Origin of the sequence: Trichococcus palustris (genome assembly GCF_900114465.1) — a bacterium.
Taxonomy (GTDB): Bacteria; Bacillota; Bacilli; order Lactobacillales; family Aerococcaceae; genus Trichococcus; species Trichococcus palustris.
Window position 1 is genome coordinate 25,933 of sequence record NZ_FOTD01000005.1, and the last position, 14,635, is coordinate 40,567.

Genomic DNA, 14,635 nt, shown 5'->3' on the forward strand with positions numbered 1-14,635 from the left:
GTGAATACATGCTTACGATAATCATTGCTATCCTCTTACTATGGGGAGTCTATACGGGTGTCAGAAGAGGACTCATTCTGCAGGTGGTCTATACTGTAGGCTATATTCTGTCTTTTGTGATCGCCAAAAATTACTATGTGCTCGTGGCCGATAAAATCAATTTGCTCGTTCCCTATCCTTCCATCGAATTCGGCAAGAAGCTGGTATTCTATAATGAGCAAGTTTCCTTTAAATTGGATCAGGCTTTCTATAATGGGTTAGCCTTTGTCCTGATTTTGGCGGCTGGGTGGTTGGTTACGCGAATCGTAGGCAGCATGTTGAATTCCTTGGCTTTTTTACCGATCATCAAGACACTCAACAATCTTGGCGGCGGCATATTGGGATTCCTGATCCAATATATCGGCATCTTCTTGTTGCTGACTTTGGCATCCATGATACCGGTGGACATCATCCAGCAACAATTTTCCGAAAGTGAATTGGCCTACCGGATCGTATCGGATACGCCCTATATTTCACAAGCCATCTATGAGTGGTGGGTAGGCATCATCAAATAGTTTCAATACAAATCGAGGAAAAAAGGGGAACAATATAGCGGACTATATCGTTCCCTCTTTTTTTGAAAAGGCCCTCTTTAGGAGAGAATAAAATGAATACAAAAATAACAAAGACGCTAGAGTTTGAAAAAATAAAACAGCAAATCCAAGCATTTGCCGCTACGGATTTAGGGAAAGAAAAAATTCAACAGCTGCATCCCGAAACCGATGCCGAAAAGGTAGCGAAACTACAGGACGAGACGGAAGACGGCAGAAAGGTATTGCGTCTGAAGGGCGGAATCCCGATGCCCCGGCTGAAATCCATCAAAAGCCATCTGAAGCGCCTGGAAATCGGCGGAACGCTGAACGGGAAAGAGATAGCCGAAATCGGCCGTGTGCTGACGACGACGAAAGAAATCATCCATTTTTTCCAATGGTTCGAAGACAACGAAATCGAATTCTTTGTGCTGGATGAGATCATCGCCAAACTCGTTGTCCTTCCGGAGATAACCAGGAAGATTCAGGACACCGTCTATGAAGACGGATCGATACTGAATGATGCTACGTCGGTGCTGAAAGGTATCCGGACCGGAATCAAACAGGGCGAACAAAATATCCGCACCAAACTGGATGACATCATCAGAGGGAAAAAGGCGGCTTATTTGAGCGATGCCATCGTCACGATCCGGAACGATCGCTATGTCATCCCTGTGAAGCTGGAATATCGGAATCAATTCGGCGGCATCGTGCATGACCAAAGCTCAACCGGCCAGACGCTTTATATCGAGCCGCAAGCGATATTGGAACTGAATAACCATCTGCGTGAATTGGCCGCAAAGGAGAAAGCGGAAATAGACCGCATTCTCTATGAGTTGTCGATGGAAATCGAGCCTTTTTCACATGAACTGTACCGGAACAGCGAAGTCTTGGCGACATTGGATTTCATCAATGCGAAAGCACGTTATGCGGAATCGCTGAAGGGGACCAGACCCATCATCAGCGCCGAAAATCATATCGCGATTTGGCAAGCGCGGCACCCGTTGATCGACCAAACGGAGGTTGTCCCGAATGATTTGATCCTCGGTGAGGAATACCAGGCTATTGTCATCACGGGGCCGAATACCGGCGGGAAGACGATCATGCTGAAGACGCTGGGGATCATCCAAATGATGGGGCAATCCGGTCTGCAGATACCTGCAAACGAGAACAGCCAGATCGGCATCTTCACGGAAATATTTGCGGACATCGGTGATGAGCAATCCATCGAGCAGAGCTTGAGTACATTCTCTTCGCACATGACAAATATCGTCTCCATCCTTAACCAGATCGATGACAAGAGCTTGCTGTTGCTGGATGAGTTAGGCTCCGGTACGGATCCGCAGGAAGGGGCATCCCTTGCCATCGCGATCTTGGATTACATCGGCGGCATCGGCAGCTACGTGATGGCGACAACGCACTATCCCGAATTGAAGGCATACGGCTACAATCGCCCCGGAACCATCAATGCGAGCATGGAATTCAACGTGGATACACTCGCACCGACCTACCGGCTGCAGATAGGCGTTCCCGGACGAAGCAACGCCTTCGATATTTCGAAACGATTGGGCCTGAAAACGCCCATCATAGACCAAGCGCGAAGCTTCATCGATGTCGATAGCCAAAACCTGAATGAAATGATTGCCGATTTGGAACAAAAACGCCGTGTAACCGAAATGGAATCCAATCGTTTGAAGAAACAGCTGGAGGAATCCGATGCGTTGCTGGAAGATTTGAAAACCGCAAACGAAAAACTGGAACTGTCCAAAGAGAAGGTCATCGAGGAAGCCAAAAAAGAAGCGAATAAACTGGTCGCCACCGCCAAAGAAGAGGCGGAATTCCTGTTGCAGGAAATCCGAGAGATGCAAATGAACCTGGGCGCAAAAAACGCGGTCAAGGAACACGAATTGATCGACTTGCGCAAGCAATTCGACAAGCTGCATCAGGAAGAATCCTTGTCTAAGAACAAGGTATTGCGCAAAGAAAAAGAGAAGAAGCAGTTCAAAGTAGGTGATGAGGTCATCACCGAAACCTATGGGCAAAGAGGGACGCTGGTTGAAAAGACAGGGAATGCAGAATGGGTCGTACAAATGGGCATCATGAAAATGAAATTGCCGGAATCGGATCTGCGCATCATTAAAGAGGAACCGCAACCGCAGAACCGGAAAAGACAAATGGCGACCATCAAGTCCGCCTCTTCCAGCCATGTTTCGCCGCAGCTGGATTTGCGGGGACAACGTTATGAAGAGGCCCTGGCGGAAGTGGATCAGTACCTGGATGCGGCTTTATTGGCCGGCTATCCGCAGGTCACCATTGTCCATGGCAAAGGGACTGGAGCCCTGCGGAAAGGCGTTGCGGAATACTTGAAACGACATCCGCAAGTGAAATCATATGAGTTCGCGCCCATGAATGCGGGCGGAAACGGTGCAACCATCGTCACGTTCAAAGGATAAGCAGATTTTTAGGAAATAAAAAAAGGCTCTGCTATAATAGATTTTATAAAAATGAAACATCCAGGGGGAGAATAATAATGGTAAAAGTATTAACAGATGCAAATTTTGAAACGGAAACAAAAGACGGCATTATATTGGTGGATTTTTGGGCAACTTGGTGTGGCCCTTGCCGCATGCAATCCCCCATCATTGATGAGTTGGACGAGGAAATCGGCGACAAAGTAACGTTCGCTAAAATGGATGTCGATGCAAATCCGCAAACACCACAAAAATTCGGCATCATGGGCATCCCAACGCTGATCATCAAAAAAGATGGTGCAGTCGTTGAAAAATTGGTAGGCTTTCACCAAAAAGAAATGCTGGAAGAAGTACTCGATAAATATATCTAAACGAAAAACAAAAAATCAATCGCATCAGAAAATGCGATTGATTTTTTTATTGTCTGAAGAAGACTGAATCGGATAAAAAATATAATACTGAAAACATTTATTCCTCAACGCTTTTGTAAGTTTTAAATAAAATATCTCGAATTCGCGAATAATTTACTTGAAATACTTTCCGGTCTGTGTCATACTATGTATGTACTTACGAAACGTAAGAAGAATTGAAGGTCTTCCTTCGATGCAAAAAATAAAGTAGTGGAGGAAATAACTTGGGTAACACAACTCTTATATCTCGAATCAGTAATGCTTTATTTGGAAATAAAAATCAAATCGAAAAAACAGACGAAAAGGGGAAATTAAATATGAAAATCGGAATTATCTCAGGCAGCGTACGTGAAGGAAGAAACTCAGCAGCAGTAACAGAATGGATCCATGATTTCGCAGTCAAAAGAAACGACGAAGGCGTGGAATACGAAATGGTCGCTTTAGCGGACTACGATTTGCCATTATTGGGCGCTAAACTTTCGGAAGAACGTCAAGCAGAAGCCGGCGCTGCCATCCAAGCATGGTCCGCTAAAATCGCATCATTCGACGGCTATATCTTCGTCACGCCTGAATACAACCATGCGGTTGGTGGCGCTCTGAAAAATGCATTGGATTTCTTGAAACCTGAAGTTGCTGACAAAGCAGCCGGGTTCGTTGGATACGGTAGCTTAGGCGGCGCTCGCGCCCACGAAAACATGCGTGTCATCTTAGGGGAATTGAGCGTCGCTACGGTTCACACAACCGTTAACTTCTCATTGATGACTGACTTCGAAAACATGAGCAACTTCGTTCCTAACGATTACCATGCAGGCAATGCAACAGCTATGTTTGACGAAGTAATCAAATGGTCTGGCGCTTTAAAAACAATCAGATAATCAGTACAAACATACAGAGACCGTCATGCCTGGTGAGCATGACGGTCTTCTTTGTGTTATTTATTTGCTTCCATGTCGTCAGAGTCACTCCGTGAAGATGGTGATGATGACATCTTTTTTCTTGTTTTTCCCAATGATGATTTCGGATTTCGCTTCACAAGGGATTCCGGTGGTCAGTTGTATCTGCTCAGCCAAAAAACCGGCTTCGAGCTGGAAAGATGCCATTTCATTTTGGAGGCGAACGGTTATCAAGTCGCTCGACAGCCTATATTGTTGGGTCTTCTCGTCTTTTTTCAGCAGCTCCAATTCTCCGAAACCACAATAGATCATCGCTTCATAGACATCCTGTTTATCTTTCAGTGGGAATTGGCGTGCTAAATCTTTTCCGGCCCAATATAAGATTTCATCTGTATGTTCACCTAAAATATTTCCCAATAGGTAGTCTCTGATCAGCAGATAGGAAAAATGCTCATTGTCGATAATATGTGCGTTCTCATTTTCAGGATTCAACGTGGACATCCTCCTTTACTAGTATCCTTTATTATACACAAATTTTTTAACCAGCATAGATATTATTTTCATTGCATGCCTTTGGATGGCCTTTTTTACTGTTATCAGGCATAATAAACGTAGTGGACGTTTCATTTCAAAACGAAAGGAAGAGCGTTATGAGGAATTTGAGAAAGATGATAGGACTGATCTTGTTGCTTTTGCCTGTATTTAAGTATCTTTCCGATTGGAAAAATGAGGAGGATCAACGGAAGCTATCCGGAAGATGACAGACCGGTAAAAACTAAAAATCGTTACGGCCATCGCAGTGGTTGTAACGATTTTTAGCGGCGGATGCGCTCGAGGTTCCGCACCTGTCAGGTAGGCTTTGAAAAGCCGTGAACTCTTTTGATTGCGAACCCGAAAAGGATTCCGTTACCGGGAGCAGTGAGCTTCACTTTATCAGCGATTTTTTTGATGCGTTCTTCGGTATCCGCTTCCGGACTGATGAGAAACACTATTTCTTTTTCGGGTTCCCATTGTACCGGGAACATTTTTTTGTTCCCGCTGGAACCGGAGCCACGGCCGGTAACCACGGATCCGCAATAAGGCCCGATGTCGTCCGCATATTTGAAGACATTGTTCGTTAGCCCTTTGTTGGTTACGATTACGAGCGATTGATAGTTCACGTCGTTCCCCCCCTTCGTGGATGCGGCTGATGTTTTATCAGTAGCTAATTACTCAAGGATACATTACTATTTGGTTACATTTTAACACAGGCGCGCAAATCCGCCGAATATTTACTATAGTGAGAGAGCAATAAATAAATTAGATTAAATTTTCGTTCATTTTAAACACTATTAATGAAACATAGGGTAAAATAAAGCATATAGAACAAAAAAGGAAGTTACTGAATGAGTAAAAAAGCAATCGGGTTTATTGACTCAGGTGTCGGCGGCTTGACTGTCGTAAAACAGGCGATGAAACAATTGCCGAATGAATCAATTTATTATTTAGGGGATTCGGCAAGATGCCCTTACGGCCCAAGACCGCAAGAAGAAGTGGTCCAATTCACTTGGGAAATGACGAATTTCCTCTTGGAAAAAGACATCAAAATGCTGGTGATTGCCTGCAACACGGCGACTGCGGCCGCGCTTGAGACGATCCGCGCAGGGGTGGACATCCCCGTTATAGGGGTCATCAACCCGGGCAGCAGAGCGGCAATCAAGCATTCAAAAAATCACCGCATCGGCGTAATCGGAACGAAAGGCACCATCAACAGCAATGTGTATAAACACACCATCAAAGAGAAGGATAACACCATCGAAGTGATCAGCATGAGCTGTCCGAAGTTCGTTCCGTTGGTGGAAAGCAATCAATTCAACAGTTCCATCGCTAAAAAAGTAGTGGCCGAGACTTTGCAGCCACTCTTGAAGGAATCAGTGGACACGCTGATTTTGGGCTGTACACATTATCCTTTGCTGAGCCCCCTTATCCAGAATGTGATGGGGCCCAATGTTACGCTCATCGATTCCGGAGCAGAAACGATCTCTGAAGTGAGTACCTTGTTGGATTACTTCCATCTAGCAGAGAGCTCCCATAATAAAACAGCGTCGGAGCACAAGTTTTATACAACCGGATCGCCTAAACTATTCTCTGAAATAGCGGAAACCTGGCTTGAAAGCAGCCACTTAACAGTAGAAAAAGTAAATTTACAAACTAACGATTGACGAAAAAGAATGGAGAATAATATGAACACAGAAGAACCGAAACGAATACTGATTGCAACAAAGAATCCCGGAAAGGCGAAAGATTTTTCCCTTCTGTTTGAACCGAAGGGCTATCAAGTCATGACCTTGTTGGACTATCCTGAAATAGAGGACGTGGAAGAAACCGGCTATACTTTTGAGGCCAATGCCCGCAAGAAAGCGGAAACCATTGCCAATCGATTGCATATGACTGTTTTAGCGGATGATTCCGGTATTTGCATCGATGCCTTGGATGGTCAGCCAGGTGTCGTCTCGGCGCGCTTCGCAGGGGCAGACAAGAGCGATGCCGCAAACAACGCGAAGGTCCTTTCCATGCTGGGCGCCCTGGACAATCCATCCAGAAAAGCGCATTTCCATTGTACGCTTGTTTTGGCTCACCCGGAACGCGAAAGTTTGGTCGTAGAAGGGGATATCGAGGGTGAAATCGCGAAATTTCCCCAAGGCGAAAACGGGTTCGGCTACGATCCTTTATTTTTCATCCCGTCGTTGAATAAAACGATGGCCGAATTGACCGGTCTAGAGAAGAATACCATCAGTCATCGTGCCATGGCTTTGAAGAATTTGGAAAAGGTTTGGACCGAGTGGTTGGAAAAGGAAGTGGAATAATGGTACGTATCCTTGCGGTAAGTGACAGCCACGGCAGAAAAGACATCCTGAACGAATTAGCGGAACGATATGTGAACAAGGTCGACTATTTTGTCCACTGCGGCGATTCGGAATTAGAGAGTTCCGATTTGATCTGGGAGATAATGACGACAGTCCGCGGCAATTGCGACTATGATCCTGGTTTGAAGGACTCCTTCGTATTGACTATAGGTGATCGCAAAATCTTGACGCTCCACGGGCATCACCATGCGGTAAAAACCTCGAATGAAAAAATGAAACAGGAGGCAAAACAGAACGGTGCGTCGGTTGTTTTTTATGGCCACAGTCATGTCCCTGTGGCTGAGCAGGAAGATGGGATCGTCTTCATCAATCCGGGAAGCATCAGCCAACCCCGCGGTCCGATCCGCGAAAAAACCTATTGCATCGTGGATATTGAAAACAACCGCCTGGCAGTGAGCTATTATACGGATCAACACAAAGCGGTGGCTGCGTTAAATCAGAGCTTCTTCATTTAAAATTTGCACGTGTAAGTCTTAAATAATCATTAATAATGCGCTCCGGCCCAATCATTCCGGGGAATGAAGCGTATAATTATTATTGAAGGATAGCTTTAAGGGGGCAATAACTGAAATGATAAGCAAAGAAATTGAAGAAATACTTTTAGACACTAAAGCTTGTGGAGAATTGATGATTGATAGCGCGGACGTTGCGAATGTCCACTACAACAACAATCTGAATCATGCATTTTTAGTTCTCTCCAAGGTGAAATATTCGGTCATCCCCGTATTGGATTCAAAATCCCGTATCAAAGGGCTTATTTCCATGCCGATGATCATCAATGCCATCACCGAAATCGATGCCATCCGCTATGACAAGCTGGAGAACATCACCGTGGAGACTGTAATGGATCCCAACGTCCCAACCATCCGTCCATGGACGGATCTGGAAGATATCCTGAACAAGTTGATAGACCACAATTTTTTGTGTGTGACCGAAGAAAATGGGACCTTCGTTGGGATCATCACGCGCAAAGAGATTCTGACCAGGGTGAACCATCTGGTGCATAGCATCCATCAGCTCTATAAATTAGAGAAGAAAGAAAGTTTAGAGGTTAAATAGACTAAGCGGCACAACCACCACCATCGAGGCGGGAGTTGTGCCGTTTTTTTTATAAGCGTGAAAATCAGCGGATCCTTACAATGAAGCCTTTTTCGGCATGGAGTGGGAGTATGCCCGTTTGCCAAAATAGACTGCTGAGCGGGTATTCTCCGAAAAAAAGCGCCCGTATAAACGGACGCTCTGCGATCATTTTGCCGGGAAAGTAAAGGGATGGGTCGGAATTTGGATTCCTTCTGCCATCAAGGCATTCATGTAGCTTTTCAGGAACAAGTTTTGGATAAGATATTGTTCGCCGTTCAAAGTGTAAAAGATGACACGGTATGCGATCATCCCGTTTCCCTTATCCAAAATGCCAATGACATTGGGTCCTTTGACGATTTCAGGATGTTGGGGCACAAGGCGGTCGTTGACCGTTTGAATGGTGGCACTGACTTTATCGAAATCGGTATCCGGGAATAATTGAATATCCACCAAGGCGCGCATATCGTTTCGGGATAGGTTGCTGATGATGGTTATCGTATGGTTCGGCAAAAAGTGTTGGGTACCATCGAAACTCTTCACCTGTGTTGTGCGCAGACCGATGCTGACGATAGTCCCGTCGATTTCTCCGATTCTGACATGGTCGCCTACATCAAACTGGGATTCCAGGATGATGAAAAATCCGTTCACGATGTCGCTGATAAATTCCTGTGCCCCAAGACCAATCGCCAAACCAGCGATTCCGGCACCGGCCAACAGGGTAGCGATCGGCACACCCAGAATGGATAGGATGCCGTAAAGCAGGAAAAAGAAGAAGACATAGTTCAAACCGTTTTCTACGATTTTATAAATGGTCGTATAACGGTTCTGGGCGACGTGTTTGGTCAAAATCTGTTTATTGAACGTGCGGCGCAGCAAATATCTGGCTGCACGTTTCAAGATGAAAAAGACCAGTAAAAGAAGGAATAAGGAGAGCCCCTTTGAAATCAGAATACCGATTATGTTTGCCCAATCAATGCTATCCCACCATCTGATGAGAGCATTCGGCGATGCGACAACTTCTTTCAGGACATCCTGGGTGAGGGAACTATCCTGTATGCTTGCTTCGTTCATATATACAAACCTCATTTCTAAACACTATGCTCCCATTGTAGCAAAGACTTTTGAAAATGAGAATGACATTCCGTTTAAGTTTCGGTTAAATAATGAAATATTCAACTGAAAAATAAAAGAATGGTAACCGATTGGAAATAAAGGGTTTTCAATGGAATCTAGCAATTGTCTATGGTATCATTTTATTATAACGAAATGATGGCATCCATACATCTTTCATGGCAAAAGAAGGTATGGATAAAAAGGAGTGAGAAGATAAATGGGATATGGTGAGATAGCAGGGTTAATCGCCGCAATTGCTTTTGCAGTTTTGGTAGTATTCATTATTCTGACATTAAGAAAAGTCACAGACATTTTGGGCGAGGTGGAAAAAATTGCCCAAGAAGCTAATAAAAGCTTGGCGGTCATAACGAAGGATGTCGATCATTTAGCGATTGAAGTGGAAGGATTGTTGAACAAAACTAACACTCTGGTTGATGATCTGAACGGGAAAATCAGCAAGACGGATCCTCTGTTCACCGCAATCGGGGACTTGGGGGTGACCGTTTCGGATGTCAACGAATCAACCCGCCATTTGGCTGTAGCTCTCAAAGGCAACAGCAAAAAATCCTCATCTTCTTCGACTATCGGAAAACTTGGAAGAACGGCGGCAGCATTGAACCGTCAAAGACGAGCGAAAAAAGAAGCCAAGGATACGGAATTCAAAACTTATTAATTCAGGCAAATAAAATAATGAAAGAAAAAGGGGAATGACTATTATGACGAAAAATAACGGCGGATTTGTATTAGGTGCAATCATCGGAGGAGCGGCGGCAGCCATCACAGCATTGTTATTCGCTCCTAAACCAGGCAAGGAATTGCGTGAAGACATCAGTGACGAAATAAACAACCTGATGGACACTGCCCGCGACTATGCCGATATCGCAGTGGAAAAAGGAAATGAATTCATGGATGTCGCCAAAGAGACGACCGAAGATATCAAGATCAATCTGAAGGATACGACAGAGTCGCTTAAAACGCAGTTTACGGAGACGTCAAAACACGTCGGTGAGGATTTGAAGAAAGCAAAAGATGATATTAAGGAAAAAGCTACCGACGTGAAGGAGTTTGCCTCTGTTATCGCCGAAGAAACGAAAGAAGAGGCTGCGGCGGTTGCTGCTGAAAAAAAGGAAGCTGCTGAAGAGTTCAAAGATATCGTGGAAGACATCTGATTATTCCCACACAAACAAAGAAACCGGAGAGCCATCTCCGGTTTCTTTGTTTGTCTAGCCTTATTTGATTAATTCCAGATAAGTTGCAATGCCCGTCGGTGTTTCAGTGAAGGAAACAAATCCTTCCGGCGATGCGTATCCGCAGTCTTCGACTCTGACACCCACATCGCCAGGAAGATAAATACCCGGTTCGATGGAGAAACACATACCGTCCAAGATTTCCATGTCGTTTCCTTCCATGATGGAGGGAAATTCATGAACCCCTTGGCCCAAGCCATGCCCGAGTCGGTGGTTGAAGTATTTGCCGTAACCGCCGACCGCAATCACATTTCGTGCCACAGCATCCAGCGCGCTGGCTTTCATGCCAACACGAACAGCAGCCATCGCTTCGTCATGGGCCGAGAGAACCAAATTGTATATTTCCTTTTGATGCTCCGTCGGTTCATCCCCGAAGAAGAGGGTGCGCGTCACATCGCTCGCATAGCCTTCGTACATGACGCCAAGGTCGAATAAGACGAACTGATTTTTTTGCAGTTTTTTTTCGCCGGGGGTTCCGTGCGGGCTAGCCGCGTTTTCACCGAATAGCACCATCGTATCAAAGCTCATTTCTGAGATGCCTCTTCTCTTCATCTGATACTCGATTTCAGCAACAACTTCCGCTTCAGTAATGCCTTCGCGAAGTGCCTTAGCCCCGATTTGAAGCGCTTGATCCGCCCAATAGCCTGCCTTTTTCATGATTGCCAATTCTTGGGGGTTCTTTACTAAACGCATATCTTGTATGGTTGTACTGATGTTAAAATCAAAGGCAGCCGATGGGAAAGCCTCCTTCAGAGCCTCCAATCTTTCGACCGTCAAGAAATCTTTTTCGATTGCCCATCGCTTTAATGGCACGTTTTTTTCTTGCAGTTTAGCTACGATGATTTCCCAAGGGTTTTCCGTATCCAAATAACTGAAGATGTCATATTCAGAGGCTATTTTTTTTGCGTCATTTTCTTCAAGTGCGGGGGTAAATAGAAGCGGTTTTTCATCCTTAAAGAGAATAGCTGCTAAAATCCTTTCATGCGGATCACTCATATAAGAGGATACATAAAAAACATTTCGTGGATTGTTCAGAAAAACGATATCGATATCTTGTTTCTTCATTAAATCAACAATACGGTTTAATGGCATTTGCATAATAACACCTTCCTTTTTCTTTATTATAGCACATATTTGACGTTGAAAATTTGAATCATGAAATATGAAATTTTCATGAAAACTTTGTAAAACGCTTGCATTTAGGGTGAAAGCATGTTAAATTCTTTATAAGCGTATATGAAAATGACGTTATTTACAATATTTTGTTGAAAAACGAAAAATTAAAATGAAAAGTATATAGGATAGGAGCATCACAAATGGAAAAACAAACGATTACAATCTACGATGTCGCTCGCGAAGCTAATGTTTCCATGGCAACGGTTTCCCGCGTAGTGAATGGCAATCCGAATGTTAAACCTTCAACACGCAAAAAAGTGTTGGAAGTAATTGAACGCTTGGATTACAGACCCAATGCAGTAGCACGAGGATTGGCAAGCAAAAAGACAACAACAGTAGGGGTTATTATCCCTGATGTTACGAATTTATTCTTCGCTTCATTAGCCCGTGGTATCGATGATATTGCAACAATGTATAAATACAACATCATTTTGGCGAATTCCGATGAAAATGAACACAAAGAAATTCAAGTATTGAACACACTATTGGCGAAACAAGTAGACGGAATCATCTACATGGGCAATAAAATCACTGATGAATTGCGTGCGGAGTTTTCCCGCTCAAAAACGCCCGTTGTACTTGCGGGAACCATCGATCCTGAGCAACAAGTAGGCAGCGTCAACATCGATTACATTGCGGCGACTGAAGAAGTAATCGGGAAATTGATTGCAAACGGCAAAAATAAAATTGCATTTGTTTCCGCTCCTTTATCTAACCCGATCAACGGACAACACCGATTGAAGGGCTATAAAAATGCTTTGATCAATGCAAACAAAGCTTACGATGAATCGATTGTTTTTGAATTGGAGCCAAATCTTCATAACGGGGAAGAATTAGCTGCAAAATTGATCGCTGAAGGCGTGGATGCTGCTTATGTAGCAGGCGACGAATTGGCAATCGGCATATTGAACGGCGTAATCAATGCAGGCTTGAATGTTCCTGAAGATTTTGAAATTGTTGCAAGCAATAATTCTAAAATCACAGAAATGGCGAGACCAAAATTAAGCTCCATCATGTTACCACTTTATGATATAGGTGCTGTAGCGATGCGTCTGTTGACAAAAATCATGAACAAAGAAGAAATCGATGAAAAATCAATAACGTTACCTTATAAAATTATTTACAGAGGAACAACAAGCAACGAAGGAAAATAAGCAATCTACTTATTCTATTTCCAACAAAAAAAGCGAGAATGCATTCAAATTATGCATTCTCGCTTTTTTTATGATGAGATTATGAATTTGTTTCTCCTCTTCATGTTTCCCGTTATACTTAATGTAGAGAGGATGGTTTATAAATTAAAAGGAGGGCTCAAAAATGGCGATCCAACTAATGGCATTCCAGGAATATATTGAAGAGGCCCAAACTATTTATCTGGAAGATATCCGCGAAGGGAACCCGCAAGCCTTTACCCGAAAAAGGAAAACGACTCCGCTCGCATTGATGCTTCAAATGTTTGCGCAAAAGGGGAACTCCCAATTTTGCGAACTCTTAAATTTCTACGAGAATCAGGGGAAACCCCTCGACATTTCGACCGTCGCTTTTTATAAGGCCCGAATGAACTACAACCCCAAAGCCATCCGGCTGATGATGACTGACTACCTGTCCATGGTTTATGAAGAGAACGATGACCAGTTGGTCAAGCTGAACGGCTACATTGTGACCGCGATAGACGGCTCTGACATCATCCTGCCCTCCACGGAGGAAAACGCCAGGAAATACGGTGTGGCTCCTAACCCCAAGGCATCCGCCAATCCGGTGATGGCATCCGTCTCCCTACTTTATGATTGTATCAACAAATTGGTGATTGACACGTCTGTCGGTCCGTACAAGAGCAGCGAACGCGACTCGGCTTCGCAACACCTCCACGTATTGAAAGAAACGCTCCGGCAGCCGACCATCACCGTGTTTGATTGCGCCTATTTCTCAATGCGTCTGGTCCACCAACTGATCCAGGACGGGCAGAAATTTGTGATGCGGATGGATCACCAGAACTTAAAGCGCTATTCCAGCCAGCTATCTGTCGGGCAAGACCAAACCTTTGAAGTCACCTTTAATAGTTATCAGACAAACGACTACCGGAATGACCGGACTTTCCGGGCGACCTTGATGAGCACGGTTTATCGTTTGTGATTTGTAAAAATCCCGCTTCGCAAGCAGGACAGCGAGGAGATGGAGGACGAAGTCCTTTTGACGAATGTAACACCCGCAGAATTTTCATCCGACGATTTGAATGAAGTGTACCGTTTGAGGTGGGGAATCGAAACTGCCTACAACGTACTGAAAAACCGGATGAAGTTAGAGGAGTTCAGCGGCATCCGGGAACGGCTGATCCTTCAGGACATTTATTGTAGTGTCTGGTTGTACAACCTGACGATGCTTCACCTGATCGAAGTGAGCGAAACAAGAGAAATCCCCCAAGAGCGTTATAAATATGAAATGAAACGAAATCTCAGCATCGCCATCGGAATCGTGAAGACCTATTTCATCCGATCGCTCATGAGTGAAACGCGCGAACAACGGAGAGAAAGTTTCGAACAAATGAGTGCACTGCTTACCAAGCACCTTGTCCCCGTCCGCCCACACAGGGCGGTCAAAAGGAAGAGCCCGGTGAACAAATCCAGACGATCTTATCGTTACACATATTAGGGCAACTTTCTCCCTGGAGTTGCCTTACTTTGGTGTGTCTTCGATTGTCAGAAACAAAAGAGACAGGAGAAATAGGAGAGGTATTCTCCCATTTCTCCTGTCTCTTATTTGTCAATACCCT

General features: G+C 44.4%; 15 protein-coding genes and 1 pseudogene. 12 read left to right on the top strand and 4 right to left on the bottom strand.

The annotated features are described in order from the left end of the window. Window positions 1–8 precede the first annotated feature (8 nt). The 4 genes from BM101_RS04640 (at window position 9) to BM101_RS04655 (ending at window position 4,325) form a co-directional block, all read left to right on the top strand. Complete coding sequence (locus tag BM101_RS04640) at window positions 9–554, top strand: CvpA family protein (RefSeq protein ID WP_087032034.1); 546 nt, start codon at window positions 9–11, stop codon at window positions 552–554. A 92-nt stretch (window positions 555–646) separates the two neighbouring features. Next, window positions 647–3,022, top strand: coding sequence for an endonuclease MutS2 (locus BM101_RS04645; protein WP_087032033.1), 2,376 nt, complete (start codon window positions 647–649; stop codon window positions 3,020–3,022). Window positions 3,023–3,099: 77 nt separating this feature from the next. Next, window positions 3,100–3,411, top strand: coding sequence for a thioredoxin (gene trxA, locus BM101_RS04650; protein WP_087032031.1), 312 nt, complete (start codon window positions 3,100–3,102; stop codon window positions 3,409–3,411). Window positions 3,412–3,767: 356 nt separating this feature from the next. Continuing rightward, window positions 3,768–4,325 (top strand): NADPH-dependent FMN reductase, encoded by a 558-nt coding sequence (locus tag BM101_RS04655; RefSeq protein WP_087032140.1) that lies wholly within the window; start codon window positions 3,768–3,770, stop codon window positions 4,323–4,325. Window positions 4,326–4,409: 84 nt separating this feature from the next. Here BM101_RS04655 and BM101_RS04660 read toward each other — a convergent pair whose 3' ends face one another. Both BM101_RS04660 and BM101_RS04665 read right to left on the bottom strand, forming a co-directional pair. Beyond that, window positions 4,410–4,835 carry a DUF2507 domain-containing protein gene (locus tag BM101_RS04660; protein WP_177194382.1) on the bottom strand — a complete coding sequence of 142 codons (426 nt, stop codon included), beginning with the start codon at window positions 4,833–4,835 and terminating at the stop codon, window positions 4,410–4,412. Between the two features lie 356 nt (window positions 4,836–5,191). Next, a complete protein-coding gene (locus BM101_RS04665) occupies window positions 5,192–5,503 on the bottom strand; it encodes a hypothetical protein (protein ID WP_087032027.1) in 312 nt (103 codons plus the stop codon). Between the two features lie 225 nt (window positions 5,504–5,728). Here BM101_RS04665 and racE point away from each other — a divergent pair, with 225 nt between their 5' ends. The 4 genes from racE to cbpB all read left to right on the top strand — a co-directional run bounded on the left by racE (window position 5,729) and on the right by cbpB (window position 8,308). Beyond that, window positions 5,729–6,544 carry a glutamate racemase gene (gene racE, locus BM101_RS04670; protein WP_087032025.1) on the top strand — a complete coding sequence of 272 codons (816 nt, stop codon included), beginning with the start codon at window positions 5,729–5,731 and terminating at the stop codon, window positions 6,542–6,544. Window positions 6,545–6,565: 21 nt separating this feature from the next. Further along, the gene (locus tag BM101_RS04675) at window positions 6,566–7,189 is read left to right on the top strand and encodes an XTP/dITP diphosphatase (RefSeq protein ID WP_245825638.1); all 624 of its coding nucleotides are present in this window, start codon (window positions 6,566–6,568) and stop codon (window positions 7,187–7,189) included. Further along, window positions 7,189–7,704 (top strand): metallophosphoesterase, encoded by a 516-nt coding sequence (locus BM101_RS04680; RefSeq protein WP_087032019.1) that lies wholly within the window; start codon window positions 7,189–7,191, stop codon window positions 7,702–7,704. Before BM101_RS04675 ends, BM101_RS04680 begins: the two co-directional genes overlap by 1 nt. 115 nt (window positions 7,705–7,819) lie before the next feature. Beyond that, on the top strand, window positions 7,820–8,308 hold the full coding sequence (gene cbpB / locus BM101_RS04685; protein ID WP_087032016.1) for a cyclic-di-AMP-binding protein CbpB: 489 nt from the start codon (window positions 7,820–7,822) through the stop codon (window positions 8,306–8,308). Between the two features lie 186 nt (window positions 8,309–8,494). Here cbpB and BM101_RS04690 read toward each other — a convergent pair whose 3' ends face one another. Next, window positions 8,495–9,400, bottom strand: coding sequence for a mechanosensitive ion channel family protein (locus tag BM101_RS04690; protein WP_087032013.1), 906 nt, complete (start codon window positions 9,398–9,400; stop codon window positions 8,495–8,497). Between the two features lie 259 nt (window positions 9,401–9,659). Here BM101_RS04690 and BM101_RS04695 point away from each other — a divergent pair, with 259 nt between their 5' ends. After that, window positions 9,660–10,115 carry a DUF948 domain-containing protein gene (locus BM101_RS04695; protein WP_087032011.1) on the top strand — a complete coding sequence of 152 codons (456 nt, stop codon included), beginning with the start codon at window positions 9,660–9,662 and terminating at the stop codon, window positions 10,113–10,115. A 43-nt stretch (window positions 10,116–10,158) separates the two neighbouring features. Continuing rightward, complete coding sequence (locus BM101_RS04700) at window positions 10,159–10,611, top strand: YtxH domain-containing protein (RefSeq protein WP_087032008.1); 453 nt, start codon at window positions 10,159–10,161, stop codon at window positions 10,609–10,611. Window positions 10,612–10,671: 60 nt separating this feature from the next. On the opposite strand, the gene BM101_RS04705 is transcribed toward BM101_RS04700, so the two are convergent. Then, the gene (locus BM101_RS04705) at window positions 10,672–11,787 is read right to left on the bottom strand and encodes a M24 family metallopeptidase (protein ID WP_245825636.1); all 1,116 of its coding nucleotides are present in this window, start codon (window positions 11,785–11,787) and stop codon (window positions 10,672–10,674) included. Window positions 11,788–12,005: 218 nt separating this feature from the next. Between BM101_RS04705 and ccpA the strand changes: the two genes are divergently transcribed. Further along, window positions 12,006–13,019 (top strand): catabolite control protein A, encoded by a 1,014-nt coding sequence (gene ccpA, locus BM101_RS04710; RefSeq protein ID WP_087032005.1) that lies wholly within the window; start codon window positions 12,006–12,008, stop codon window positions 13,017–13,019. Between the two features lie 454 nt (window positions 13,020–13,473). Then, window positions 13,474–14,514, top strand: a pseudogene (locus BM101_RS04715) (IS4 family transposase). The last annotated feature ends 121 nt before the right edge of the window (window positions 14,515–14,635 follow it).

Bases quoted from the DNA above. Each gene is read 5' to 3' on its own strand.
- cbpB (WP_087032016.1), top strand. From the start codon at position 7,820: ATGATAAGCAAAGAAATTGAAGAAATACTTTTAGACACTAAAGCTTGT.
- BM101_RS04695 (WP_087032011.1), top strand. From the start codon at position 9,660: ATGGGATATGGTGAGATAGCAGGGTTAATCGCCGCAATTGCTTTTGCA.
- BM101_RS04655 (WP_087032140.1), top strand. From the start codon at position 3,768: ATGAAAATCGGAATTATCTCAGGCAGCGTACGTGAAGGAAGAAACTCA.
- BM101_RS04645 (WP_087032033.1), top strand. From the start codon at position 647: ATGAATACAAAAATAACAAAGACGCTAGAGTTTGAAAAAATAAAACAG.
- racE (WP_087032025.1), top strand. From the start codon at position 5,729: ATGAGTAAAAAAGCAATCGGGTTTATTGACTCAGGTGTCGGCGGCTTG.
- ccpA (WP_087032005.1), top strand. From the start codon at position 12,006: ATGGAAAAACAAACGATTACAATCTACGATGTCGCTCGCGAAGCTAAT.
- BM101_RS04640 (WP_087032034.1), top strand. From the start codon at position 9: ATGCTTACGATAATCATTGCTATCCTCTTACTATGGGGAGTCTATACG.
- BM101_RS04700 (WP_087032008.1), top strand. From the start codon at position 10,159: ATGACGAAAAATAACGGCGGATTTGTATTAGGTGCAATCATCGGAGGA.
- BM101_RS04680 (WP_087032019.1), top strand. From the start codon at position 7,189: ATGGTACGTATCCTTGCGGTAAGTGACAGCCACGGCAGAAAAGACATC.
- BM101_RS04675 (WP_245825638.1), top strand. From the start codon at position 6,566: ATGAACACAGAAGAACCGAAACGAATACTGATTGCAACAAAGAATCCC.
- trxA (WP_087032031.1), top strand. From the start codon at position 3,100: ATGGTAAAAGTATTAACAGATGCAAATTTTGAAACGGAAACAAAAGAC.
- BM101_RS04705 (WP_245825636.1), bottom strand. From the start codon at position 11,787: ATGCAAATGCCATTAAACCGTATTGTTGATTTAATGAAGAAACAAGAT.
- BM101_RS04690 (WP_087032013.1), bottom strand. From the start codon at position 9,400: ATGAACGAAGCAAGCATACAGGATAGTTCCCTCACCCAGGATGTCCTG.